The sequence below is a fragment of the Acinetobacter sp. CAU_H_29a_1 genome, from assembly GCF_058599505.1.
The window spans coordinates 1417481-1441064 of sequence record NZ_CM178655.1; the positions used below are offsets into that span (position 1 = coordinate 1417481).

Consider the following 23584-nt stretch of genomic DNA (forward strand, 5'->3'; position numbering starts at 1 on the left):
TGCTATTCACTTTTTGCCACTGTGGCATGTTTTTGTTGTGTTGGAGATGGCTTGAATAAATGTCGCGTACGAGTAGAACTTAGACCACAGATTATTAAACACAGCGTCCCTCCAATAAGTACTGCTGGCACTACCGAAAAATAGCGCGTCATCAGGCTCATGTGTAGGGCACCGAGTTGATTACCTGAAGTCACTAAGATGCCATTTAAAGCGGCTACACGTCCTAATAGTGCTTTTTGGGGGGGTTGCTGTAATAAAGTTTGTCGAATGATCATGCTGATGCTATCAAAGGCGCCAATCAAAACAAGGAGGAAGACTGAGAGCCAAACATGGGGGGATAGTGCAAAGGCCAAAGTGCACAAAGCAATTGCAAAACTACTATAGAGCATATTTCTCCATGCATTTTGCATCGGAGAATAACAGGTCAACATCAACATCATGATACAGGCGCCAATAGCTGGTGCAGCTCTGAGTATACCTAAGCCTTCAACACCAAGATGCAGGATATCGTGTGCAAAAATAGGCAGTAAGATAATGACACTACAAAAAAGCATGGCGCTGAGATCCAGCAACATACTCCAAAACATTAGTGGATGTTTAAAAATAAACAAATAGGCTTCTTTCAAACTTTTGCTCAAATGCTGTTTATGTGGGCTAGGGAATTGACGAGGACTTAATCTGAATAAGCAGATGCTACCCACGCAACACAAGAAAAAAACAATAAAGAGGGTCTTTTCAAGCCCAAGTTGGCCGAGTAAAAGTCCTGCGCATAAAGGCGCTAAAATGCCGCCTATTTGCCAAATGAGCGCGGTCCATGTGGCTGCATTGCTATAGGCTGACTCGGGGGTTAGAAAAGGGCGTAATGAATTAAATGATGGGCTGTAAATGCCTCTAAGTATGCCTAAGCAAAAGATGAGGCTATAAATGCCGCATAAAAGTGTATTTTGTTGAATGTGCTGTTGTTGGTACTGAAAAAAAAGAACAATAAATAATAATGGAATTAAAGTGCTACAGCTAAAACTCCACTGCACAATTTTTTGTCGCTTATAGCGATCAGCCCAGTCGCCACTGATCAGGGAGAGGCAAATAAAGGGGAGTAACTCAATTAAGGCAATCATGCCAAGGCTGAGTGGATTTTGAGTGAGTTGATAGATACTATAGGCAATGACGACTTCTTGAATCATGATGGTTAGAATTAAGCACAACTGATTGACACTCAGAAGTGAAAAATCACGTGAATGAAAAGCCAAAAAAGCATCGGAATGGAAAAGCGACATAAACAGAATAGTTTCAAATATGAATTAAAAAAGGATGGCGCAAAGTCCATCCTTTTTAGGGTTTAAAGCAGATTACTGTGCTTTTGCTACCGCAATAGTTTCGTCATTTGCAGCTTTAGCCATAGGTGTATATTTCAAACCAAGGGTTGTGCTGGTGTATTGGCGAACTTGGTCAAGAAGCACAGGATTAGTGCTGAGTTCTTGTTGGTACGATTTTACAATTTCATGTAATTTCGGATTCCATTTACCTGCTACTTGCTGAGGGAATGCTTTTTCAAGCAAGCTCAACATAATATAAGGGGAAGTTGAAGCACCAGGAGACGCACCTAATAGGGCAGTCACAGCACCATCTTGTGATGCAAAAATCTCGGTACCAAATTGCAAGCTTGCAGGTTTGCCTGGTTCTTTCTTAATGATTTGAACACGTTGACCACCTTGGTTCATACGCCAGTCTTCTGGTTTTGCATCAGGATAGTATTTTTTCAACTCATTAAAACGGTCTTCATCGGTCATCATGACTTGGCTAACTAAGTATTTCACCAAATCAAGATTTTCCATACCCACAGCGGTCATTGGTAAAACGTTGTTCTTAGTGGTTGATTTCAATAAATCAAGCTGAGAACCTTGTTTTAAGAACTTGTTTGAATAAGTTGCAAATGGACCAAACAACACATATTTTTTACCATCGATATAACGTGTATCAATATGTGGAACAGACATTGGCGGTGCGCCTAATTCAGCACGACCATAAACTTTTGCAGTATGACCTTCAGTGACTTTCGGGTTGTCGGTCATTAAGAACACGCCACCTACAGGGAAGCCAGCATATTGCTTCGCTTCTGGTAAGCCTGTCATTTGTAAAAGCTTAACCGCTGCACCGCCTGCACCAATAAAGACAAAGCGCGTTTTCACGTGATCTGTTTTCCCTGTAGTGAGGTTTTTAAATGCAACAGTCCACGTTTTATCATCGTTTTGGCTAATGCCAGTCACTTCAGTCGATGTTTGTAACTGGAAATTAGATTGTTTTTTAAGGTGATCGACCAATTGAGTGGTGATCGAACCATAGTTCACATCCGAACCTACATCCATGCGTGTTGCAGCTACTTTTTGTGCAGCATCACGGCCATTCATCACCAATGGTGCCCATTGTTTAATTTCAGCAGGATTCTCAGAGAATTTCATGCCATAGAACATTGGGTTTTTAACCATTGCAGCATAACGTTTTTCTAGGAAATTCACGTTATCGCCCCAAACGAAGGCAATGTGCGGCACAGGATTGATAAAGCTATTTGGTTGACCCAAAACGCCTTCTTTCACCTGATAAGACCAGAACTGTTTTGCAACTTCAAATTGTTCCGCAACGTTCACAGCTTTAGAAATGTCCATTTTCCCATCTTTTTCAGAGGTATAGTTCATTTCCATAAAGCCAGAGTGGCCTGTACCAGCATTGTTGAAGCCGTTTGAGCTTTCTTGGGCAACATTGTCTAGGCGTTCATACATGCGAATTTGCCAGTTTGGCTCAAGCTCGCTTAGATATGTGCCTAAAGTTGCACTCATGATCCCACCGCCGACTAAGACTGCGTCAACAACAGGCTCATTGCTGGTGGTTTGAATTTTTTTAGACGTGACGGGTCTAAATAAGAAAATTACGACTGCAATAATAAGCAGTACGATCAATACCAAAAGGTATTTTAAAAATTTGTTCATGCGATTATTACCTTGGGGAGCAGGTTTTGGATCGCTTTATAGCGAATAGAATAAAAATAAGAAGAATGATAGAGCTGCTTATAAAGATCAGCTTGGTATAGTTGAAGTAATACTTAAAAGCTGAAAAGCGCACAAAAATTATAACTTTTGAGCCTATCACACAGTCCTGATTTATGAATATTTTAGACTAAATATGTATTGACTTAGTAATTTTTATTGTAAATGGGTTGGATTAAACTATAAATATGAGTGATGTGTGATATTAATCATTGTTTTTATTGGTGTTTATTTTTGTTAAGATTTGATCATTAAGATATTGATGTTGAATATATATACAGGCATTCAATTTTTTAAAAGCTAAAAAGTATAAATTGGATGCTAATAGAAATAGCACTGTCTGTACAAAAAGCAGCATTGTTGTTTAAGAAAAAATGAATAATCACCTGACTTTATTATTTTAAAGCTAATTAAAGTCAGGTGCTGAGCTATTAAAACTTATTCAGTTTCTGCTTGATAAAAAAGTGCATGAGAACGAGGTAGGGCTGTGCGGCCACGGATTTGATCCGCGATTTTTTCAGCCATCATAATGGTGGTTGCATTTAAGTTACCTGTGATAATCAGCGGCATAATCGATGCATCCACCACACGTAAACTTTGCAGGCCATGCACGCGACCTTGTCCATCAACTACCGCCATATCATCTTCACCCATTTTACAACTACAGGATGGATGATAAGCCGTTTCGGCGTGATTACGTACAAATTCGTCTAATTCAGCATCGCTACTCACATCTTTTCCGGGACTGATTTCTTCGCTACGGTAAGGATCAAGCGCAGGTTGCTGCATAATTTCGCGGGTGATTCGAATCGCGTCACGAAATTCCTGCCAATCTTGTTCTGTCGACATGTAGTTAAATAAAATACTTGGATGGTCGAAAGGGTTTTTAGATGTCACCTGTACTCGACCGCGTGAAGGTGAGCGCATCGAACCGACATGGGCTTGGAATCCATGCTCTTTGACGGCATTGCTGCCATTATAGTTAATTGCAACAGGCAAGAAGTGGTATTGAATATTTGGCCAAGCAAACTCTTTGGATGATCGAATAAAGCCACCTGCTTCAAACTGGTTGCTTGCTCCAATCCCTGTTCCGTTAAATAACCACTCTGCACCAATTGCAGGTTGATTTTGCCATTTTAAAGCAGGGTAGAGAGAAACAGGTTGCTTACACTTATATTGTAAGTACATTTCTAAATGGTCTTGCAGGTTTTCACCGACACCCGGTAAGTCATGCACGACTGGAATGTCGAGAGATTGAAGTAAGGTGCTTGAACCCACACCTGAACGTTGCAAAATTTGCGGTGATGCTATCGCCCCTGCACAAAGTAGAACTTCTTTATCGGCATAGACCTGAAGCAAGTTGTTTTGATTAGCACCTTGAATATATTCAACACCAATCGCTTGTTTGCCATTGAACAAAATTTGATTGGTCATGGCGTGGGTAATAATGGTTAGATTCGCTCGACCTTTGGCCATATCTAAATAGCCACGTGCTGTGCTTGAGCGTCGACCTTTGGGGGTCACGGTTCGATCCATTGGGCCGAAACCTTCTTGTTGATAACCATTTAAGTCATCAGTGCGTGGATAGCCTGCTTGCACACCCGCTTCAACCATGGCGTGGAATAAAACATTGTTGTTTGCTTTAGGCGTGGCGACAGAAACAGGGCCAGCATCGCCATGATAGTCATTGCCACCGAGATCACGGGTTTCTGCTTTTTTGTAATAAGGGAGACAGTCCGCATAGCTCCAGTCTTCAAGACCTTTAAGGCTGGCCCATTGTTCTAAATCCATGGCATTTCCACGTATATAGCACATACCATTAATGAGGGATGAACCGCCTAAGCCTTTGCCGCGACCACATTCCATACGACGGTTGTTCATGTGGGGTTCTGGGTCGGTTAAATATGCCCAGTTATAACGACGCCCTTGTAAGGGATAAGCCAAAGCCGCAGGCATTTGAGTGCGAAAGTCGAGGCGATAATCAGGTCCGCCTGCTTCGAGTAACAGCACTGAAACATCGGGGTCTTCAGTTAAGCGAGCAGCCAGTACGTTACCCGCAGAACCTGCACCAATAATAATATAATCGTAGTGTTGAGAATGCATAATGATCCTTTTTCTATGGCAGGGCCACGTTGCATGAGAACGTGGCCACATGTTGAGTTGAGGATGAAAAAAGAATAAATAAAAATGGAGTAAGGATTTAGATATTTAAAATTCAGACTTTAAAAAATACTTTGGTATTCACCCAGTTCAACTTGAACTGATTTGATGCGAGTATAGTGTTCAAGTGTGGTGATGCCATTTTCACGTCCGACTCCTGACTGTTTATAACCACCTACAGGCATTTCAGCAGGGGATTCGCCCCATGTATTAATCCAGCAAATACCTGCCTCAAGTTGATGAATAATGCGATGTGCTTGGGAAATATCTTGTGTGACCACACCTGCGGCTAAACCATAACTGGTGTTGTTGGCACGTTGAATGGCTTCTTCAATATTGTCATAGCTTAAAATGCTCATAACCGGACCAAAGATTTCATCTTGCACAATGTGCATGTCGTCATGACAGTCGGTGAACACGGTTGGTAATACATATGCGCCCTGAGCAAGTGCTGCTTCGGTGGCACGTTGTCCACCAATCAATAAGGTCGCACCTTGTTGTTTGCCTGACTCAATATAAGACAAGACTTTTTCCATATGCGGAAAGCTGACTAAAGGTCCAAAGTTGGTTTCAGCCTGCATCGGGTCACCTATGCGGATACGTTTTACACGCTCAATCACTGCTTGTTCAAATGCAGCCTTGAGGGTTTGTGGTACAAACACACGGGTGCCATTGGTACATACTTGACCTGAGCTAAAGAAGTTCGCCATCACCGCAATATCGGCTGCGCGATCAAGGTTGGCATCGGCACAAATAATCAGAGGTGATTTGCCACCGAGCTCCATGGTGACTTCTTTGAGGCTAGAAGCCGCAGCACTGGCCATGACCTTTTTACCCGTTGCCACACCACCTGTGAATGAAATTTTTTGAATATCTGGGTGTTCAGTCAACCATTGACCCACTTCAGCACCAAAACCTTGTACAACGTTGAAAACCCCAGCAGGTACGCCTGCTTCAGTATAGATCTCTGCCAACTTTAAGGCTGTAAGAGGGGTCACTTCGCTAGGTTTAAAAATCATGGCATTCCCAGCAGCCATGGCCGGAGCTGATTTCCAAAGTGCTATTTGGATTGGATAATTCCAAGCACCAATGCCTGCTACCACACCTAAAGGTTCACGGCGCGTGTAGAAAAAACTACTTTCACGTAGCGGCACTTGTTCACCTTGAATGGCCGTTGCAAGTCCTGCGTAGTACTCTAAAACGTCAGCACCAGTGACAATATCGACGGTAGAGGTTTCACTGAACGCTTTACCTGTATCCAGTGTTTCTAGGCGTGCTAATTCGTCATTACGAGCGCGTAAAATATCGACTGCACGACGTAAAATACGGGCACGTTCGACCGCTGTTTTGGCAGCCCATTCACGCTGCCCTTGTACAGCACTTTGTACGGCTGCATCGACATCAGCTTTAGAGGCTTGTTGAATGGTAGCAATGACTTGACCTGTGGCAGGATTGATACTGTCAAAGCTTTGACCACTGGTGGCATTGACATATTGTCCGTGAATATAAAGCGAGTGAAGCTGTACATCATTCATTTTGTTGTTCCTGCCGTATTTGTTGAATTAAGCGAAGTTGCATATCGACATAGTCGTATGCAATAGAACGTGCCAAATCACGATCAAATGCTTGATGACCACTTAAACTTCCACGTAACCATAATCCATCAATCAGTGCTGCTAGACCTTTAGCGGCTTGGCTTGCTTGGGCCTTTGGCATGAGCTGCAAGAAATGAAACTTCAAATTTGAATAAAGCCGTTGGTCATTAATTCGTTGCAGTCGACCTAAGTCGGGTAGGTGCATACTGGCAGACCAAAAATCCAGCCAAACCCGCATAGCAGTGTTGTTGACCTGACTGATGTCAAAGTTGGCATCAATAATGGCTTTGAGCGAATGTTCTGGACTGGGCTGCGTCACCTTTGCTTTATAGCTCGCCGTAGTCTTGGCTAAGACATTGAGCATTTGGCGCATGCAACTGTGAATGAGGCCTTGTTTATCGCCAAAATAATGACTCACAATGCCCGTAGAAAGCTGTGCTTTTTTCGCAATTTGAGCAATAGTGGTGTTGGATAAGCCCACTTCATAAATGACTGCATAGGCAGCATTAATGATTTCTTCACGGCGCTCATGCTCAGGTTTTACTCTACGTTTATTCATGACAATCCAGAACAATTTGCCTTAAATTTAAAGGCGTTAGATTCAATAATTTACATGGAAAGCATCATAGCATTTTTTTATGATACTTTTTATTGATTGAACGTTCAATCAATAAAAAGTACACTTATGGTTAAATTCAAAGCAAAATACTGCTAAATTGCTTTGAGTATTCGACATAACTTTTTATTTATCAAATGGATGTGCCATAAGGGTTTAATCTCAGGACATCTTTCAGAAAAGTGAGCTGATGAGCTATGAGCTTACGGTTTTATACTTTTTTCGAGTTGAGAAAGCTCATATAGTCATGTTGAAGGGAGATCTACAAGATTCCAATCGGAATATCGATGAACAAGGGGGGCTCACATTTTAAGCCTGTGTAGCAAATGCACCTCATAAATGATTTAAACCTTCAGGTTTAAAGAAGATAGCGTTTTTATTTCTGATAAAAATACTGTCGATTTCGTTAGTCGATTTTTAAGCTCTCGACCACGAGAAGTTTAAAAATTGGCTTTTGTCTTTTTTTATTTACTTTCTTGAGGATTGTATGGCAACAGATAATCCAAGAGCAGTTGATGATCAAACATTAGCGCCTAAAGACCGTTTAAATGGTGTGGTCTTTTATATTTCAGCTCTCATTATTTTAATTTTTTCTATTACCACCATTTTGTTTAATGACTTTGCCAATCGAACCTTAAATACAGTCTTGGCGTGGGTGAGTTCAACTTTTAGTTGGTATTACTTACTCGCAGCGACTTTGTATATGGTCTTTGTCATTTTTATTGCCTGTTCTCGCTACGGCAACATTAAATTAGGCCCCAAACATTCCAAGCCAGAATTTAGCCTTTTAAGTTGGTCTGCAATGTTGTTCTCAGCTGGGATCGGCATCGATTTGATGTTTTTCTCGGTGGCGGAACCTTTATCCCACTATATGCATCCACCTGTGGGTGAGGGGCAGACCTTAGAAGCTGCACGTCAAGGCATGGTGTGGACCTTGTTTCACTATGGTCTAACTGGATGGTGTATGTATGCCTTGATTGGCATGGCATTGGGGTATTTCAGTTATCGCTATAACTTACCACTGACTATTCGCTCTGCTTTATATCCGATCTTTGGGAATAAGATTCATGGGCCGATCGGTCATAGTGTCGATACGGCTGCGGTCATCGGGACTATTTTTGGTATTGCGACAACCTGCGGGATTGGGGTAGTACAGCTGAACTACGGCTTGCATGTGCTGTTCGATTTACCCGAAAACCTCTGGATGCAAACCGCATTAATTGTGGTTGCGGTGGTAATGACCATTATTTCAGTAACTTCAGGGGTGAATAAAGGGCTGCGAGTTCTCTCCGAGATCAATATTTATGTCTCTGTCGGGTTGATGCTGTTTATTTTGTTTTTAGGCAATACCGAATTTCTATTGAATGCTTTTGTGCAAAATATTGGGGACTACATTAACCGTTTTCCAAGTATGACTTTGGAAAGTTTTGCCTTTCAACAACCGAAAGAATGGATGAACAGTTGGACATTGTTCTTTTGGGCTTGGTGGGTGGCTTGGTCACCATTTGTAGGTTTATTTTTAGCACGGATTTCACGTGGTCGAACCATTCGTGAGTTTGTTAGTGGGACGCTCATTATTCCTTTATTTTTCACACTCACGTGGTTATCAATATTTGGAAATAGTGCACTACATAGTGTGATTTTTGATGGTAATTTAGCCCTTGCACAGAGTGTGATTGCAAATCCTGCACATGGTTTTTATGACTTACTGGCTCAGTATCCATGGTTTCCGTTTATTGCAGGTGTAGCCACAATTACTGGTTTACTGTTTTATGTGACCTCAGCGGACTCTGGTGCACTGGTATTGGGTAATTTCACCACTCAATTTACCAATGTTGATCATGATGCACCGCGATGGTTGAGCGTATTTTGGGCCATAGCGATTGGTTTATTGACCCTTGCAATGTTGATGGCTAACGGGATTACGGCACTACAAAATGCCACGATTATTATGGGGTTGCCGTTTAGTTTTGTGATGTTCTTGGTCATGGCAGGTTTGTATAAGTCATTGCGTTTAGAAGACTATCGACAAGCTAGTAGCAGTTTAAATGCCGCACCCGTGGTGGGCAATGTCGACATCCTCAATTGGAAAAAGCGTTTGTCCCGAGTCATGCACCATCCAGGAACAACTGATACTCGGCGTATGCTCGATGACATCTGCCGACCTGCGGTAATGGCCGTTGCAGAAGAAATGCAAAAACGAGGTATCGACATCAGTGTTCAAGAAAGTGCGCTAGAAGAAGACCCAAATCTGTATCATTTAGATTTGATGATTCATTTGGAAGAAGAGCAAAACTTTGTCTATCAAATTTGGCCAGTGCGTTATATCGCGCCGACCTTTAGTGAACGTGGCAAACTAGGTAAACGCTTCTATTATCGTCTTGAAACCTATTTGTATGAAGGTTCTCAAGGTAACGACCTTGTTGGTTATACCAAAGAGCAAGTGATTAATGATGTGCTGGATCGTTATGAACGTCACATGACCTTCTTACACATCAATCGAATCAGTCCGGGGAATCGTCCCTTATTTCCAGACCCTCAAGGATAATTAGGAGGAACCATGTTGACCTCATATTTACATGCTTTTGCTTTGTTTTTCTCATTGCTGAATCCGTTTTTAATGAGTATTTACATGATTGGCATGATTCGGAACTCCGAAGCTAAAGTGTTTAATAAGGCCTTGATTCAGGGTTGTCTCATTGCCTTTATAGTATTTATGCTGTTTGCGTGGGGTGGGGAAGCGATTTTTAGTAAATATTTAAATGTACGCTTTGAAGCCTTTCAAATATTTGGTGGTCTGATCTTCTTGGTGATTGGTTATCGCTATGTGTTTCAGGGGGCAGATACCATTGGTGAAATGCGTGGTGCGCCTGAGCATCTGGCAGGAACCATTGCGATGCCTTTTATGATTGGTCCAGGAACCATCAGTGCTGCTGTGGTTACAGGTATGGCACTGCCAATCAGTGGCGCGGCCATGATTATTTTCCTGACTTTGGCATTGACCTGTGGCTTGATGATTTTAATGAAATTTGCGCATGACCATTTGCGTTATAAGCATGCCAAATATATTGACCGTTATGTTGATATTGTCGGGCGACTGTCGGCCTTACTGATTGGAACCATTGCGGTAGATATGATTATTAATGGCATTATTGGCGTCATGGCTGAAATGTAGAATCCACGAATAGCGGAACATAAAAAAGCCCTCAGTCAATGAGGGCTTTTTTATTTAACTGAAGAACCAAGTGTAATAACCCCAGATCATCAGTGGCCACGATAGAAACGGGCTAAACAGCCATTTCCAAATCCAGTGGCGTGGCACGAACCCGACGCCGTGGATAAAGCCACCTGATATACCAATCATGATATACATCAGCGCACTGTGGCTATAGTGACCATTGTCATCCAACATAGCAGCAGGATGCACTAACAACACCGCTGCAAGTGGAAAGGCCAATAGGCAGGAAATTAGCATCGCAAATTTGTTCGGCTTTTTATCTACAGTTTGGTTTTCCATAGCAACGTCTGTCATGGTTTATTCCTCATCAAGGTCTTGATGATGTTCGATATACAAAGCACTGAGTACACCTGCAAAGCAAGCCATCAAAATGCCGAGAATCCATGCAAAATACCACATAATTTGATCTCCTTAGACACAGCCTTAGTAAAGGCTGTGTGAATTCTCTTTAATGTGTGTGTTGGTAATAACACCCCACATTTTGTAATAACACCAGGTGGTATAGCACAAAATGAGTGGGACAAAGATACATGCAGCAACGGTCATTACAGTTAATGTCGTTTTACTTGAAACTGCATCCCACATGGTCAAGCTTGCAACAGGTTGAATACTTGATGGCATTAAGAATGGGAACAGCGCAAAACCAGCAGTTAAAATTGCACCCACGACCGCTAAACTTGAACCTAAGAAGCTAAAGCCCGCTTTGTTTTTGCCTGCTGCAAGCACCACAATTAAACCACCTAAGATACCTGCGATAGGCGCAATCATGGTAATTGGGTAAGTCGAGTAGTTGTTCATCCAGCCATGGTTGGCATTGGTCAACACTTCTTTCGCTAATGGGTTAGCAACACCGTTGGTGTCAAATGGAGTGACTAAGGTATAACCTTCGATTCCACCAAAGTACAACCAAGCACCAGCACCTAAGAAACAGATGAGATAAACAATGCCCATAAGTTTTGTTGCTTGTGCTGAGCGTCTACGTAAGTCACCATCGGTACGAAGCATGAGCCATGCACCGCCGTGTGCACACAGCATTGATAAACTAACTAGGCCGCAGACTAAAGCAAATGGGTTAAGCAGGGCGAAAAAGCTTCCTGTATAAGTTGAACGGACAGTGTCATCTAAACTAAACGGCACGCCTAAGAACATGTTCCCAAAAGCCACACCGAAGACCAGTGCAGGCACAGCACCACCAATTGCTAAACCCCAGTCCCATGACGTACGCCATTTGGTATTTTGTAGTTTAGAGCGGTAGTCAAAACCTACAGGTCGTAAGAATAGGGCAAACAATACTAAAAGTAGCGCCCAATACATGCCTGAGAATGCTGTTGCATAAACCATTGGCCATGCGGCAAACAATGCACCGCCAGCAGTAATGAACCAAACTTGGTTACCGTCCCAGTGCGGAGCAATGGTGTTGATAGCCGCACGGCGTTCTTCATCTGTTTTGCCCACAAATGGCATGATCGCCATAGAGCCCATATCGAAGCCATCGGTGAGGGCAAAGCCAATCAGCAAGACGCCGACTAAAACCCACCAAATGATTTTGAGTAATTCATATTCGATCATGCTTGAGTCTCCTCATTACGAGCTGCTTCAAGTTTTTCAAAATGGTATTTACCAGTGTGAAGCGAACTTGGACCAAGACGTGAGAATTTGATCATTAAATACATTTCAATAATCAAAAGAACGGTATAGAACGCAGCTAAGGCAGCGATAGAACCCCATACATCACCTGTGCTTAAGCTCGATGCTGACAAGTGTGTAGGTAAAACTTCACCAATCGTCCACGGCTGACGACCTACTTCAGCAACATACCAACCTGTTTGTGCAGCAATCCATGGCAGAGGTAGAGCGAATAGTGCGAACTTCAGTAACCATGGTTTGTTTTCTGCATTGCGTTTTGCCACAGCAAAGGTTGCTAGCGCAAATAACAACAGCATAAGGAAACCAGATACAACCATGGCACGGAATGCCCAGAATAAGCTTGGTACGTGCGGAATCGTGTCTTTTGCAGCAGATTTAATTTGATCTTCAGATGCATCAACTACATTTGGTGTGTATTTTTTCAGCAGTAAGCCATAGCCCAAGTCTTTTTGAGTTTCAGCAAAGGCAGCTTTTAGCTCTGGAGAAGTATCACCCGCGCGTAGTTTTTCCAGTTGTGAGTAAGCCACCATACCGTTACGAATACGATCTTCGTGTTGTACGATCAAATCTTTAATGCCAGTCACTTCTTTGTCTAAAGAACGTGTTGCAATAAGACCCATTACATATGGAATTTTCACTGCATAATCTGTAGTCATGGTTTCTTTATTTGGAATACCAAACAAAGTAAAGGGTGCAGGTGCAGGGTGAGTATCCCATTCTGCTTCAATGGCTGCGAGTTTAGTTTTTTGAACATCACCCAGTTCATAACCTGACTCATCGCCCAGTAAAATCACTGAAAGTGTTGAAGCTAAACCAAAAATTGCGGCAATGGCAAATGAACGACGCGCAAACGGAATATCGCGTTTTTTCAGTAAGTAGTAGCTTGAAATAGCAAGGACGAAAATAGCGCCTGTCACATAACCCGCAGACACGGTATGTACAAATTTTACCTGCGCAACTGGGTTAAAAATGAGAGCACCAAAATCTACCAGTTCCATGCGCATGGTTTCATAGTTGAATACAGAACCGACAGGGTTTTGCATCCAACCATTTGCAACCAAAATCCATAAGGCAGACATATTAGAACCGAGTGCAACCAGCCATGTCACACATAAGTGCTGCACTTTGGATAAGCGATCCCATCCAAAGAAGAACAGACCGATGAATGTCGATTCTAAGAAGAATGCCATTAATCCTTCAATGGCTAATGGAGCACCGAAAATATCCCCCACATAGTGTGAGTAGTATGCCCAGTTAGTCCCGAACTGGAACTCCATGGTTAAGCCAGTAGTGACCCCTAAAGCGAAGTTAATACCGAAGAGTTTCCCCCAAAACTTGGTCATGTCTTTATAAATTTCTTTACCTGAAATCACATAGGTGGTTTCCATAATGGCAAGAATAAAGGCAAGCCCCAGTGTAAGTGGAACAAAAATAAAGTGATACATCGCGGTCATAGCGAACTGGAACCGCGAAAGATCGACCACGCTTTCAGATATCATCAACGTGTCTCCTTGATTGGGGATGGATTGCCTGCAATACGCTCAGCAACTTGATTGTCAAAATTTTTAGGAATAGTCGGGGCGTCAAACCAGATGTTCTTAATGACCATTAAAATAATCACTTTAATGATTAAAATGGCCACAATCTCTCTGGTGACTTTTTGATTGAGATTTTTGGGGACTAAGCTCATTTCATAAAGCCTATTTTTTAACTTGCTTTATATTATTAAACAAAAACATACAAAAGATAAATAGTCTTTAAACTTAAATAAAAAATATATTATTAAGTTGTTTAAATACATATACTTAAAATAATGGTGTGATGAAAAATAAACTAATATTTTTGTATTTTAAAGTTGACCAAATTACTTATGTTTATATTTAAATACCTGACTAAAATACTTGTATATATTTATTTTAAATCCGACTAAAACGCTTATATTTAACGTTCATCGTTATTTTATTGATAATTCATCTTAAGAATATAAAAGTGATAGGGCTTTTAAATGATGGATTTTAACGGATATGAATCATGGATGATTTGATCTGTTGCATATACCACAAGGAAATTAGGAATTAAAAATCGAATTAATATTTAAAAAGTCTTTTATTGTGTCATCTAAGCTTGAAGGCAGAGGCGGGGAGTAAAATTCTCATCCTGAGCTTATTCTGGGTAAATTTTCTTAGAATCCAGAAAGCTGGATTGTAAATGAAAGATTGCTTTGAAAAGATTGAGCAAGAAGATGAGGCAAGGGTTCGATTTAAACAGCGCGTTGTGAGGCGTTTGTTGGAGGCTAACGCAGTGGCCATGGCAAAGGATAAACTTGCTCATAAAGACGTAGAGTGTTGAAATGGGATCAGATGGGGTGCTTGTTTAGCGTGTACTTTCACCACTAAAAAGTTGATTGGATTTTGAAATTTTCTTTGCTATGTAATGCGACTTTTTTAGACGAATGAGAATAATTTGTGACTGAAATTCAAGTTCACCAAACTCAGGTTCAACTTGCACATAGTGGAGTTGACCATATTCATCGCGAACGCGAGCTTGAGCCGAAAAACCAGGACGTGCATTCCCGCTGGAGATAGTTGCCAGACGACCCAGTAAGTTGGTTTGTTTTTTATCTGGTCTGGGTTTAATAACTTGATCCAAACAGTGGATCATAAAAACGGTAAAGAAAATTGCAATAATCAGCGCAGGCAAAATCAGGTAGTAAGCCGAAGTAAAGGCCTGTTCTTTGGCGTAGATGCAGAACTGAAGGAAATAACCTGCAACACTAAAATTAAGTAAGAGAAAAACTACAATCAGTACTTTAGAAAACTTAACGTCCAGCAGCGGAGATTCAGTCAGTTTTTGTGGCGAGAGCCTTTTAAGGAAATGACTTGGGTGAGATTTAAAAAAGTAGCCTAAGGTTTCCACCATGCTGAGTATGACTAAAGTCAATAAGCTGAAATGAAAGAGCATCAAGTCAGGGTGATGTAGCAACTCATACATGGTGAACGTCCAATTTCATTATTCTTCTGTGAGATAAATCCCACCGTCAGAATGCACGGTAATCGCTACTTTTTCAAGTGCTTCGCCTTGGCAGGGGCCAGAAATGCATTCACCTGTTTCCACCATAAACAACGCACCATGGGTTGAACATTCAATAAATTCTTGGTCGCGGTCTAAGAACTGGTTTTCCAAAAATTCAAGTTCAACTTGCAAATGCGGGCAAATGTTTTGGTAAGCAAAGAAGGCACCGTCACGTTGGGTGATAAAAATCGTATCCCCTTTAGGTGTTTCAAAAGAGCGCGCTTCGCGTTCTGGGATGTCTTCCGTCATGCAAATTTTTTGCATCATACACATTCCTTTTGCAGTTGTTGGAACAATTCAGCGTAATTTGCCACAGCCAAACGAGGGCCAAACTGTGACACCACTTCACTTGAAATCAAAATTGCAAGTTGCGCAGCTGTATGTAAGCCTAAGCCCGCATTCACTGCATAAAGGAAGGCACCAGCAAAGGCATCACCTGCACCATTGGTATCGATAGCGTGTACTTTACGACCCACGACATTAAATGTTTCCTGTGCATTTGAAATAAGTGCACCTTCCGCCGAAAGCGTAATCACCACATGCTGGCTCAGTGTTTTGAGTTTTGCTAAAGCCGCCTCAACTGTTTCAGTTTCGGTGTACATCATGGCTTCTTGCTGATTACAGAACAATAAGTCCACACCATCCGCAATCATTTCATCTAGACCATGACGCGCGTATTGCACCATCGCAGGGTCAGATAGGGTTAATGCAATTTTAACACCATGAGCTTTGGCAATTTCACGAGCCTGCTTGACAGCTACACGTGCGCTATCGCTGGTTGAAAGATAACCTTCGATATAGAGCCATTTCGCTGTTTTTAAGGGTTCAAAGTCAATCTGTTGTTCAGTTAACTCGGCCGTGATCCCCAAATAGGTATGCATAGTGCGTTCAGAGTCTTCACTGACTAAAACCATACACGTGCCTGTTACGCCTTCACTGATTGATTTTTCAGTGTTTTTAATGCCTGCTTCGTGTAAACCATTGAGGTAAGTTTGCCCTAGTTCATCATTACCCACGCGGCATGCATAAAATGCTGAACCACCCAAGGCACTAAAAGCAACGGTGGTGTTGGCTGCTGAACCACCTGAAGCCTGACCTTTATAGCTTTGTGTTTCTTTTAATTTTTTGTAAAGATCTGCTTGTGTTTCACCATCAGTTAACTGCATAGTGCCTTTTTGCAAATGTTGTTGAATAAGGAAGTCGTCAGAGACTTTAAATTCTTGGTCGATTAGTGCATTACCAATTGCAAAAAGATCAACAGTTGCCATGTCTTTTTTCGTCACGTATTGAAAATAAAGCGACATTTTACACCAATGCTCAAGATTGCTGTAGTTTGTTGAGGAAAATTCATTTTATTTACGTGGCAAATGTAGTGAAATGGCTTTGCTCATATTCAAGGAAGTTTAGATGGAAATTTTAATTCAAGCGACAGAACAATTACCTCCTCAAATACAAGCTTTGGCACAACTCGCAGCAAAAGAAGGATATGAACCGTTGACCCGCTTGATCGAAGAATATCAAAGCGGAAAAAATCGTTTTGATCAAAAGGGTGAAGTGTTGTTATTGGCCTACGATCAAGACCAATTGATTGCCTGTGGCGGTTTAAATCAGCAATGGGGTGAAAATGAAATCGAGGCGCGGATTGGGCGCGTACGCCGTTTTTATGTTCATCCTAAATACCGTAAGAGCGGTGTGGGTCGTCAGTTGTTGGCGCATCTAGAAAAATGTGCGCGTCCGAACTTTTCTGCGCTGTGTTTAAATACCGCAGATTTATCCGCAGCCAGTTTTTATCAAAAGCAAAACTATGTTTTTGTGGAAAATCACCCGAACTATAATTATTTTAAATATCTCATCTAGTTTTACTTTCTGAGAACACTTCCCTCAAAAAGACTGAAATTTGGAAAGCAGCGAGATGCTTTTCAAATTTCCAGCAAATTACTCGGGTTTTCAGCGTGAAATCTTTTGACAACTAAAGCTATAATGCAGGCAGTGTATTAATTATTGTTAGGAGATCACATGACTGTAGATGTCACTGAAACCATTTCTCAAACTGTACATCCTGCGTTTCAGTTGGTACGTCAACACCATGTTGAAGCTTTAGACATTTTAGTGTCTGAATATAAACATAAAGTCACTGGGGCAGTGCATTATCACTTGGCCACCAATCATGATGAAAATGTATTCTTGGTTGCATTTCGCACCCAACCTATGGATTCAAAAGGCGAAGCGCATATTTTAGAGCACACAGCACTGTGTGGTTCGGAAAAATTTCCTGTTCGTGATCCGTTCTTTTTAATGATTCGTCGTTCACTGAATACTTTTATGAACGCCTTTACTGCGGCGGACTGGACAGCGTATCCATTTGCGACTCAGAATAAAAAAGATTTCCAAAATTTACTTGAAGTATATTTAGATGCGGCTTTTGCAGCCAATTTGAATCCGTTGGATTTTGCCCAAGAAGGGATCCGCATTGAGCTTGAAAACGGTGAGCCTGTTTATAAAGGTGTGGTTTTCAACGAAATGAAAGGGGCTATGAGTTCGCCTTCAGACCAGTTGTATCATCAGTTAGCGCATCACTTATTTCCTGAAACCACTTACCACTACAACTCAGGTGGCGACCCTAAAGATATTCCGGACTTGACTTATCCTGAGTTAGTGGATTTCTACAAGTCACATTATCACCCAAGTAACGCAGTTTTCATGACCTTTGGTAATGAGCCTGCTTACAATCTACAAGAGCAGTTTGAAACTTTAGCCTTGGCGAAGTTTTCAAAAGGTGAAACGCTCTTTTCTAAAGAAGAGCGACGCCTGACTGCGCCGCTAGAAGTGACTGAAACCTATGCGGTAGATGCAGAAGATTTAAAAGACAAAACTTATCACATCATTTCATGGTTATTGCCTAAAGCCAGTGAAATCAAACTACGCTTAGGTATGCGTCTTGTCGAAGGTGTGTTGTTAGAAGATTCAGCTTCTCCATTACGTCATTATTTAGAGACCTGTGGTTATGCACAGTCTACTGGCCCGATTATGGGTGTAGATGACTCTAACTATGAAATGACATTCTACTGTGGTGTACAAGGTTCTAATCCAGAACATACAGCTGAGTTTAAAGCAGGTGTGTTTAAGGTTTTAGAAGACGTCGCTTCAAAACCTGTCGATCAAAACATGGTGGATGCGATTTTACATCAAATTGAATTACATCAACGTGAAATCAATGGCGATGGCATGCCTTATGGTCTAAGTCTGATTTTAAATGGTTTGGGCAGTGCGATTCACCACAGCGACCCAGTCACTGTATGGGATGTGGACTCAGCGATTGCTGCGGTGAAAGAAGAACTGAAAGATCCAATGTGGTTGTCAAACTTAATCAAAACTTATTTGATTGATAACCCACACCGTGTACAAATGACTTTGGTGCCTGATGCTAATAAATCTGCAGTGGAAGCAGCGGCAGAAAAAGCACGTTTAACCGAAATTGGTGCGCAGCTAACAGACGCTGAAAAAGCAGAAATTGAAGCACAAACTGAAGCACTTAAAGTCCGTCAAGATACCCCAGATGACCTTAATCTTTTGCCGAAAGTGGGCTTGGAAGATGTGCCTGCTGAACTGCAAATTGTACAAGGGCAGTTGCGCGAGATTATCTCAAATCGTATCGATTATCCGTTAAATCTTTATCATGCAGGTACGAACGGTATTTACTACAACCAAGTACTGATCCAGATTCCGCAAGATGTAGTGCAGTCACCTTACTTTAACTTGCTGTCCATTTTGATGGGTGAAGTTGGTGCAGGTCAATATGACTATCTAGAACTACAACAACTGCAAACAGCGGTGAGTGGTGGTTTAGGTATGGGCGCCTCTTTGCGTTCTCAAGTAAATGACAAAAATCAAATCAGTGCATGGTTAACGCTGACCACAAAATCGTTGGTGAGTAATTTTGATAGTATCGCTTTGTTGAAACTGGCATTTGAACAACTGCGTTTTGACGAAAAAGATCGCATTGTTGAGTTATTGCAACAACGTAAAACGCGTTGGGCATCTCGTCTGTCAGGTTCAGGTCACAGTTATGCCATGCAAATTGCAGGACGTAACCACAGTGCTTTAGCAAAACGTGATTATCACAACACGGGCTTGGGTGCATTAAACTGGTTAGGCGATTTAGTCAGCCGTATTGAAAAAGATGCAGCAGCTTATGATGATTTGATCAATGAATTAAAAGCGATTCATTTAAAACTTTTACAAGCGCCAAAACAGTTCTTACTGGTGTGTGAAGAACATCAGTCAGACCGCTTGGTTGAAGAAGTTCAAAATGTGTGGGACAAGTTAGCCATTCCTGAGCAAACTGTGACTTTAAAAGCTATTGAGCAGATCGATACCGATGCAGATGAGGCGTGGTTAATTCAAGCCAATGTTCAATTCTGTTCATCGGCTTATCAAGCCGTTGAGGTGTCACATCCAGATGCTGCACCGCTAATGGTACTGGCAGCGTACTTGCGTAATGGTTTCTTACACAGTGCAATTCGTGAAAAAGGTGGGGCTTATGGTGGTGGCGCAAGTTATGACGGCAATGCATGTTCATTCCGCTTCTATAGCTACCGTGATCCGCGTTTGGCTGAAACTTTTAATGACTTTGAAGCCAGTGTGCAATGGTTGCTCAATACTGAGCAAAAACCACATCAGCTTGAAGAAGCAATTTTAGGTTTGATTGCGGGTATGGACAAACCAGGTTCACCAGCGGGTGAAGCGATTACGGCATGTTATGCACTTTTACATGCACGTACACCAGCCTTCCGTAAGCAGTTACGTAGCCGTCTTTTGGCTGTGAGTTTAGAGGACTTGCAACGTGTGGCGGTACAATACTTGCTTGAACAAAAACCAACGAAAGCCGTGGTTGCACCTATGGCGAAGCGTGATACTTTAATTGAGTTAGGTTTTAGTATTCAACAAGTTCAGTAAAACAATAAGAGGGTCGTATGGCGTTCAAATCATTTGAGCGTTCAACTTTAGTACTGAGCATAACTGTGCTCAGTACTTTGGGTGTCGCTAAAACACATGCACAAATTTCCGAAGTACCTGCAACAGCCGAGGCATGTGTTGCATTAGCATCGAATGCAGACCGTTTGGCTTGTTATGATGCATTATTCAAAATTCCTGAAGCAGTAAAGCCGCGCATTGTTTCTGAGCAACGTGCAGCCATGGAAATTGCGCCAGAACCTGAAAATATCACAGGGAAGATTGCACAAGGTGTGAGCTCTGTTTTCGCTTCTGAAGGTCCTAAAATATCGCCAAACTTATCTTTAATGGATAGTCGTTGGGAACTTTCACCAGAAAGTAAGCTAGGGACTTGGAATATTCGTGCCTATCAACCTGTGTATTTAATGCCTGGTTTTTGGACGACAGATAAAAATGAATATCCACAAAGTCCAAATCCGACCAATACGGTGGATGAAGATCAGAACCTAAAGTCAATGGAAGCGAAATTCCAATTGTCTTTAAAAACTAAAGCGGTGGAAAACCTATTTGGGGACAATGGTGATGTTTGGTTAGGTTATACCCAGTCTTCTCGTTGGCAGGTGTATAACGGTGAAGAATCACGTCCGTTCCGTGAAACCAACTATGAGCCTGAAGCCAGTTTGGTTTTCCGTACCAATTATGAACTGTTGGGTTTAAATGGTCGCTTACTGGGATTAACTTTCAACCACCAGTCTAATGGTCGTTCCGATCCGCTGTCGCGTAGTTGGAACCGTGTCATGTTGAATGTGGGTTTTGAAAGAGACAACTTTGCGCTCATGCTGCGCCCTTGGTATCGCTTAGATGAAGATGCAGGTGATGATAATAACCCTGATATTAAGGATTATGTCGGACGGGGGGACTTAACAGCATTCTACCGTTGGAATGAACATGACTTTTCACTTATGCTGCGTCATAGTTTAAAAGGTGGTGATGATTCTCGCGGTGCTGCACAGTTTGACTGGGCTTTCCCTATTTCAGGGAAGTTGCGTGGCCATTTCCAGTTATTTGATGGTTATGGTGAAAGCTTAATTGATTATAACCACCGAGCGACTTATGTGGGCTTGGGTGTGTCCTTAATGAATTGGTACTAATTTAGAAACATAAAAAACCACGTTTGATACGTGGTTTTTTATGTTTAAGTGTTAGGTGCTTTAACCAATTTGAATATCGGCAGTTGGATGTTTTAAACGGCTCTTTTTTGGCGTCGCAATCAGGTAGGCCAGTGTTAAAGGACCTAAACGACCTGCAAACATCAAGAGCATCAGGATAAATAAACTTGCAGGTTGAAGTTCACCCGTGATGCCGCGTGATAAACCGACAGTACAAGCAGCGGAAATGGCTTCAAATAACAAATCCATAAACTGATGATTAGGTTCGATTAAAGATAAACTAAAGATGCCTAAGAAAATAAGTGCCGCGGTAATAGAGACAACAGCCATCGCCTTAAAAGAGGTTTTTTGAGAAACGGAGTGATTGAACACACGAATTTCATCTTCGCGTCGAAGGAAGCTAATCACGCTGAGTAAAACAATAATAAAAGTACCTACTTTAATCCCGCCTGCGGTACTCATCGAGCCACCACCAATGAACATTAGTAACATCGTCACGAGGGTCGAAGCATCTTTCATCTGTGCCAAATCAAGGCTGTTAAAGCCCGATGAACGAGGCACGGTGGCATGGAACCATGCATTTAAAGCTTGGTCACCTAAGCTCATTGGCGCTAAAGTGAGGGGATTGTTCGATTCAATCGCCCATAAAAGAACAAAAGCTATCAGGTTCAAGCCTGCAATGGTGGATAAAATCAGTTTGCTATTGGTACTTAAACCTTTCCAACGTTTGCTGCGTTTAATGTCCATTAACACCACAAAACCTGTCCCACCAATGATGTATAGCATACTGATGGTAAAGGTAATGAGATACTGACCCGAGAAGCTCATTAGACTGTTGGGAAACAGTGAAAAGCCACCATTGTTAAATGCGGATACACTATAAAAAGCTGCATAAAACAGAGCTTGATTGAAGTTGTAATCCTCTAACCATGCAATGGTCAAAATAACCGTGCCAATCGCTTCAAAAAATAAGGAATACAGCAGTACCCCTTTAATGGTGAAGGACACTTTGGATAAGCTGGTTTGGCCAATGGTCTCTTGCGCCATGATTTGTTGCTTTAAACCGAGTTTGGTCGACAGACTCAGTGCGGCTAAAATTGCAAAAGTCATAAAGCCTAAGCCACCAATTTGAATTAGCAGCATAATGATGACTTTACCTGTTACGGTAAAAGTTTCACCGACATTCACCACAGACAGTCCCGTAATGGTGACTGCTGAGCTGGCGGTGAACAAAGAGTGAATCCAACTGAGTTCACCGTGGTGTGAAATGGGTAGCTTTAATAACAGGGTCCCAATAATAATAAAACTCAAAAAACCCAAAGCCAGTAGGCTGGGCGGGCTTAAATTAATGGTGCTGTTTTTTGGGGTTTGCCAGTCTTTGACTTTTTTCATGATTTGAACCGTGCTGAAAGACGACGTAATGTTTCAACTAAACCTTCAACAACTAGAATATCATCCACTTGTAAAATTAAATTGGGGTCAATGCTGTACAAAACGTCTTTGCCACGTTTATGGAGTAATGTTTTTACATCAGGTGCTTGATCCATTAGTTGGCGGAAGCGAGTCCCTTGTAGTTTTTCATCAATTTCAATTTTGACAATATAGTGGTTATCTTCAAGCGCCATATAGCGACTGACCATGGGGTAGCATAAAGACTGCGCAATCCGCACGCCCATGTCTTCTTCAGGGTGAATAATTTTACTAATCCCTAAATGGCTTAAAATCATATGGTGCGACTTTGATTTGGCTTTGACCCAAATTTTTTCAACCCCAATATTTTTGAGGTGCAGTACACACAAAATACTGGCTTCAATATTTTCACCAATTGCGACCACCACGGCATCACAGTTTTTAATATTTAATTCATCGAGGACATGTTCATCTGTTGCGTCGGCGATGACAGCATGGGTCACCTGCTCAGAAATATTTTCAACATATTTTTTTTCACTATCGATACCAATGACATCATGTCCCAGTTCAATGAGTTGAGTTGCAACTGTGGCTCCAAAGCTTCCTAAACCAATCACTGCAAATTGTGCCATGTCATCTTTCCTTTAAATTTTTTTATACGTCGATTGTTAACGAATGTTGTG

The 23584-nt window shown here is 41.8% G+C and carries 20 protein-coding genes; 5 read left to right on the top strand and 15 right to left on the bottom strand.

What is annotated here, in order from left to right; translation table 11 throughout:
• Positions 1 to 2: 2 nt before the first annotated feature.
• The 5 genes from AC4MDD_RS07015 to betI all read right to left on the bottom strand — a co-directional run bounded on the left by AC4MDD_RS07015 (position 3) and on the right by betI (position 7355).
• Positions 3 to 1277, bottom strand: coding sequence for an MFS transporter (locus AC4MDD_RS07015; protein WP_491882459.1), 1275 nt, complete (start codon positions 1275 to 1277; stop codon positions 3 to 5).
• A 72-nt stretch (positions 1278 to 1349) separates the two neighbouring features.
• Entirely contained in the window at positions 1350 to 2984 is a 1635-nt protein-coding gene (gene mqo / locus AC4MDD_RS07020; protein WP_491882460.1) for a malate dehydrogenase (quinone), read from the bottom strand.
• 495 nt (positions 2985 to 3479) lie between these two features.
• A complete protein-coding gene (gene betA, locus AC4MDD_RS07025) occupies positions 3480 to 5144 on the bottom strand; it encodes a choline dehydrogenase (RefSeq protein ID WP_491882461.1) in 1665 nt (554 codons plus the stop codon).
• A gap of 119 nt (positions 5145 to 5263) precedes the next feature.
• Positions 5264 to 6736: a betaine-aldehyde dehydrogenase gene (betB, locus tag AC4MDD_RS07030; RefSeq protein WP_491882462.1), complete on the bottom strand. Its 1473-nt coding sequence runs from the start codon at positions 6734 to 6736 to the stop codon at positions 5264 to 5266.
• Entirely contained in the window at positions 6729 to 7355 is a 627-nt protein-coding gene (betI, locus tag AC4MDD_RS07035; protein WP_078388798.1) for a transcriptional regulator BetI, read from the bottom strand. Before betI ends, betB begins: the two co-directional genes overlap by 8 nt.
• Before the next feature lie 544 nt (positions 7356 to 7899).
• Between betI and AC4MDD_RS07040 the strand changes: the two genes are divergently transcribed.
• Positions 7900 to 9960, top strand: a complete 2061-nt coding sequence (locus AC4MDD_RS07040) for a choline transporter (RefSeq protein ID WP_005401063.1) — start codon at positions 7900 to 7902, stop codon at positions 9958 to 9960.
• 12 nt (positions 9961 to 9972) lie between these two features.
• On the top strand, positions 9973 to 10587 hold the full coding sequence (locus tag AC4MDD_RS07045) for a MarC family protein (protein ID WP_004981851.1): 615 nt from the start codon (positions 9973 to 9975) through the stop codon (positions 10585 to 10587).
• 54 nt (positions 10588 to 10641) lie between these two features.
• Here the strand turns inward: AC4MDD_RS07045 and AC4MDD_RS07050 are convergent, their stop codons facing one another.
• From AC4MDD_RS07050 to AC4MDD_RS07085, 8 genes are all read right to left on the bottom strand, one after another.
• The gene (locus AC4MDD_RS07050) at positions 10642 to 10944 is read right to left on the bottom strand and encodes a cyd operon YbgE family protein (protein WP_004696655.1); all 303 of its coding nucleotides are present in this window, start codon (positions 10942 to 10944) and stop codon (positions 10642 to 10644) included.
• A gap of 3 nt (positions 10945 to 10947) precedes the next feature.
• Positions 10948 to 11049: a cytochrome bd-I oxidase subunit CydX gene (cydX, locus tag AC4MDD_RS07055; RefSeq protein WP_002120988.1), complete on the bottom strand. Its 102-nt coding sequence runs from the start codon at positions 11047 to 11049 to the stop codon at positions 10948 to 10950.
• 24 nt (positions 11050 to 11073) lie between these two features.
• On the bottom strand, positions 11074 to 12219 hold the full coding sequence (cydB, locus tag AC4MDD_RS07060; RefSeq protein ID WP_078424927.1) for a cytochrome d ubiquinol oxidase subunit II: 1146 nt from the start codon (positions 12217 to 12219) through the stop codon (positions 11074 to 11076).
• Entirely contained in the window at positions 12216 to 13796 is a 1581-nt protein-coding gene (locus AC4MDD_RS07065) for a cytochrome ubiquinol oxidase subunit I (protein WP_004696658.1), read from the bottom strand. The genes cydB and AC4MDD_RS07065 overlap by 4 nt, the downstream gene beginning before the upstream one ends.
• Complete coding sequence (cydP, locus tag AC4MDD_RS07070) at positions 13796 to 13987, bottom strand: cytochrome oxidase putative small subunit CydP (protein ID WP_004696660.1); 192 nt, start codon at positions 13985 to 13987, stop codon at positions 13796 to 13798. Before cydP ends, AC4MDD_RS07065 begins: the two co-directional genes overlap by 1 nt.
• Before the next feature lie 683 nt (positions 13988 to 14670).
• Positions 14671 to 15288, bottom strand: coding sequence for an OB-fold-containig protein (locus AC4MDD_RS07075; protein ID WP_125280978.1), 618 nt, complete (start codon positions 15286 to 15288; stop codon positions 14671 to 14673).
• A gap of 18 nt (positions 15289 to 15306) precedes the next feature.
• Entirely contained in the window at positions 15307 to 15618 is a 312-nt protein-coding gene (locus AC4MDD_RS07080) for a Rieske (2Fe-2S) protein (protein ID WP_010326961.1), read from the bottom strand.
• A 14-nt stretch (positions 15619 to 15632) separates the two neighbouring features.
• Entirely contained in the window at positions 15633 to 16637 is a 1005-nt protein-coding gene (locus AC4MDD_RS07085) for an adenosine kinase (protein WP_491882602.1), read from the bottom strand.
• A 139-nt stretch (positions 16638 to 16776) separates the two neighbouring features.
• Here AC4MDD_RS07085 and AC4MDD_RS07090 point away from each other — a divergent pair, with 139 nt between their 5' ends.
• The 3 genes from AC4MDD_RS07090 to AC4MDD_RS07100 all read left to right on the top strand — a co-directional run bounded on the left by AC4MDD_RS07090 (position 16777) and on the right by AC4MDD_RS07100 (position 21473).
• Positions 16777 to 17226 (top strand): GNAT family N-acetyltransferase, encoded by a 450-nt coding sequence (locus AC4MDD_RS07090; protein ID WP_201951601.1) that lies wholly within the window; start codon positions 16777 to 16779, stop codon positions 17224 to 17226.
• Between the two features lie 159 nt (positions 17227 to 17385).
• Complete coding sequence (locus tag AC4MDD_RS07095) at positions 17386 to 20325, top strand: insulinase family protein (RefSeq protein ID WP_419380958.1); 2940 nt, start codon at positions 17386 to 17388, stop codon at positions 20323 to 20325.
• Positions 20326 to 20342: 17 nt separating this feature from the next.
• Complete coding sequence (locus AC4MDD_RS07100; protein ID WP_491882463.1) at positions 20343 to 21473, top strand: phospholipase A; 1131 nt, start codon at positions 20343 to 20345, stop codon at positions 21471 to 21473.
• 60 nt (positions 21474 to 21533) lie between these two features.
• On the opposite strand, the gene AC4MDD_RS07105 is transcribed toward AC4MDD_RS07100, so the two are convergent.
• Together AC4MDD_RS07105 and AC4MDD_RS07110 are read right to left on the bottom strand one after the other, a co-directional pair.
• The gene (locus AC4MDD_RS07105; RefSeq protein ID WP_491882464.1) at positions 21534 to 22883 is read right to left on the bottom strand and encodes a TrkH family potassium uptake protein; all 1350 of its coding nucleotides are present in this window, start codon (positions 22881 to 22883) and stop codon (positions 21534 to 21536) included.
• Entirely contained in the window at positions 22880 to 23533 is a 654-nt protein-coding gene (locus AC4MDD_RS07110; RefSeq protein WP_491882465.1) for a potassium channel family protein, read from the bottom strand. The genes AC4MDD_RS07105 and AC4MDD_RS07110 overlap by 4 nt, the downstream gene beginning before the upstream one ends.
• Between the last annotated feature and the right edge of the window lie 51 nt (positions 23534 to 23584).